Origin of the sequence: Pseudoalteromonas sp. SR45-5 (assembly GCF_014163565.1) — a bacterium.
In the GTDB taxonomy this organism is placed as follows: Bacteria; Pseudomonadota; Gammaproteobacteria; order Enterobacterales; family Alteromonadaceae; genus Pseudoalteromonas; species Pseudoalteromonas distincta.
In genome coordinates this window covers 1-2,526 of record NZ_JACJDN010000576.1, presented here as the reverse complement: position 1 = coordinate 2,526, position 2,526 = coordinate 1, and the positions used below count along the sequence as shown (strand labels likewise).

Annotated in this window: 2 protein-coding genes and 1 pseudogene; all 3 read right to left on the bottom strand. The window is 35.9% G+C overall.

Annotated elements, in window-relative coordinates:
- Positions 1-585: pseudogene (locus tag H5072_RS16695) on the bottom strand (EAL domain-containing protein); the annotation flags it as partial.
- Positions 586-811: 226 nt separating this feature from the next.
- Positions 812-1,828, bottom strand: coding sequence for an ACR3 family arsenite efflux transporter (gene arsB / locus H5072_RS16690; protein ID WP_024595324.1), 1,017 nt, complete (start codon positions 1,826-1,828; stop codon positions 812-814).
- Positions 1,829-1,837: 9 nt separating this feature from the next.
- Positions 1,838-2,518, bottom strand: coding sequence for an arsenical resistance protein ArsH (gene arsH, locus H5072_RS16685; RefSeq protein ID WP_310735893.1), 681 nt, complete (start codon positions 2,516-2,518; stop codon positions 1,838-1,840).
- Positions 2,519-2,526: the final 8 nt, after the last annotated feature.

The window sequence follows — 2,526 nt, the reverse complement described above, 5'->3', positions numbered from 1 at the left end:
ATCACACTCAATAAGTAAAAATAAGTTATGTGATGCAGTATTAACTCCATACAAAGAACTTAAATCACATTTTTTTGCCTGTTCGATTAGTTGAGTATTTTTATACCTTTGTTGAATAATTTTAGTCGGCTGTATAACTGTATTTTTAAGCATTACTTTACGGTTGACTTTTAACAGGCTCCACCAGCGATAAGACCAATTAGCAGCGCCTAATATAATCAGATTCAAAAATATAAATAAGTAGCTTTGTGTTACCCACACTGGATAGTGATAAAGGCTCAAACTTAACGTTTTAAAAGTAAAAACTTCGCGTTCTAAATTTACTAAGTTCCTAAAGTGATCAGAAGAATTTTGCAGCTCTAACTTAAAGCCTTCATTTTTAGCTAATGCGACCAACACTTCATTATTTATAGAGGGAGATAAATTTAATTCATAAACGCGTTTAACAAACTGCTGCCCAGAAACATGTGCTTTTTGATGTAATGCATCATTTAAAATGAAATTAAAACTAATAAGTATCATCAAAAAAAAAACAAAAGAGATACCTTTGAAGTACTTTAAAAGCCAGAGTTTACTCTTTTGCATAGCCTGCCACTCGTTATATTGATAACTAAAGTGTTGTTCAATATCTATAGAAGCACAAGGCTGCAAACTAAGTTTAAACGTTTATTAATAGTACTAAACAAAAAACACTCAGATAAACGAGAACTTACAAAAATAAACAGCTATGCCCTTTATTCTGTAAATAGATGAAAGCCATCGACAGATCATTTTAAAAAGTATGCCAGCAGAGATTATGCTGCATACCGCCTTAATTAAACCAATGGCGGGTTTTATTTGCAAAGTATACCAAGCTTAGCATTACGGGGACTTCTACCAACACTCCCACCACAGTGGCAAGTGCAGCCCCAGAATGTAAACCAAATAATGAAATAGCAACCGCAACAGCTAGCTCAAAAAAGTTTGAAGTGGCAATCATACATGCAGGCGCCGCTATGTTATGTGCAAGCCCCATTTTTTTAGCTGCAATATAAGCAATCGCAAAAATACCGTAAGTTTGAATTAAAAGCGGGATTGCAATAAGAACTATTGCCTCTGGTTTTTCTATTAATATCTGCGATTGGAAACCAAACAATAGCGCTACTGTCGCGAGTAAGCCAATAATAGAATAAGGTTTCATTACCTTTAAAAAGTTATTTAAACACGTATGGTCATCTTCTTTATCAAGCTTTTTACGGGTAACAGCACCGGCCACCAGCGGGATAAGTACATACAATACCACCGATAATAGCAGTGTATCCCAAGGTACAGTAATATCAGTCACACCAAGTAATAGCCCTGCAATAGGTGCGAAGGCAAAAATCATAATTATGTCATTTATTGATACCTGCACTAAGGTGTAATTAGCATCGCCTTTTGTCAATTGACTCCACACAAACACCATAGCGGTACAAGGCGCAACACCCAACAAAATCATACCAGCTATATATTCTGTAGCTGTTTGTGGGTCAACAAAATCGGCAAAAATACCCTTAAAAAATAACCAGCCTAGTAGCGCCATAGTAAAGGGCTTTATAAGCCAATTAATAACGATAGTGAGCACTAACCCTTTTGGTTTTTTACCTACATCTTTAATTGATGAAAAATCAATTTGCACCATCATTGGGTAAATCATCAACCAAATAAGTACTGCGATTACAATATTTACATGGGCATATTCAAAACCAGCAATTAAGCTAAATGCACTTGGCATTATAGAACCAGCTACAATACCAAAAGTAATAGCTAAGGCTACCCACACAGAAAGATAACGTTCAAATAATCCCATTGTTCTGTCCTAAATAGAGCTTTGATTAACGCGTTGGCTAAGTTCTTCTGCAGATTCCACACGTTCAGAATAACGATCTACAAAGTAATCTTTTTGATCTCGTAATAACAAAGTAAATTTTATCAACTCCTCCATAACATCAACAATCCGATTATAAAGTGGAGAGGGTTTCATGCGCCCATTTTCTTCAAATTCTAAATGAGCTTGTGGCACTGAGGACTGATTTGGTATTGTTACCATACGCATCCAACGCCCTAATACTCGTAGTTGATTCACTACATTAAATGATTGCGATCCACCACAAACTTGCAGCACTGCGAGTGTTTTACCTTGCGTTGGCCTTACACCACCTAAATTGAGTGGTATCCAATCAATTTGGTTTTTGAATATGCTCGTCATTGAGCCATGACGTTCTGGAGAGCACCATACTTGCCCTTCTGACCAAAGCATTAAATCTCGTAACTCTTGTACTTTAGGGTGTGATTCATCTTCACTATCGGTTTGAGGTAAACCTTCAGGATTAAAAATTTTAACCTCAGCACCAAAATACGTTAATAAACGTGCACTCTCCTCTATTACCAACTTACTATAAGAACGCGCTCTTAATGATCCACATAACAATAAAATTTTAGGTTTGTGCTCAGAAAAACTAACATTAAAATTTTTAGTATGTGGAACAACGCTGTGTATTTTATTTG

Coding starts and splice junctions, on each gene's coding strand:
- arsB (WP_024595324.1), bottom strand. CDS start 1,828: ATGGGATTATTTGAACGTTATCTTTCTGTGTGGGTAGCCTTAGCTATT.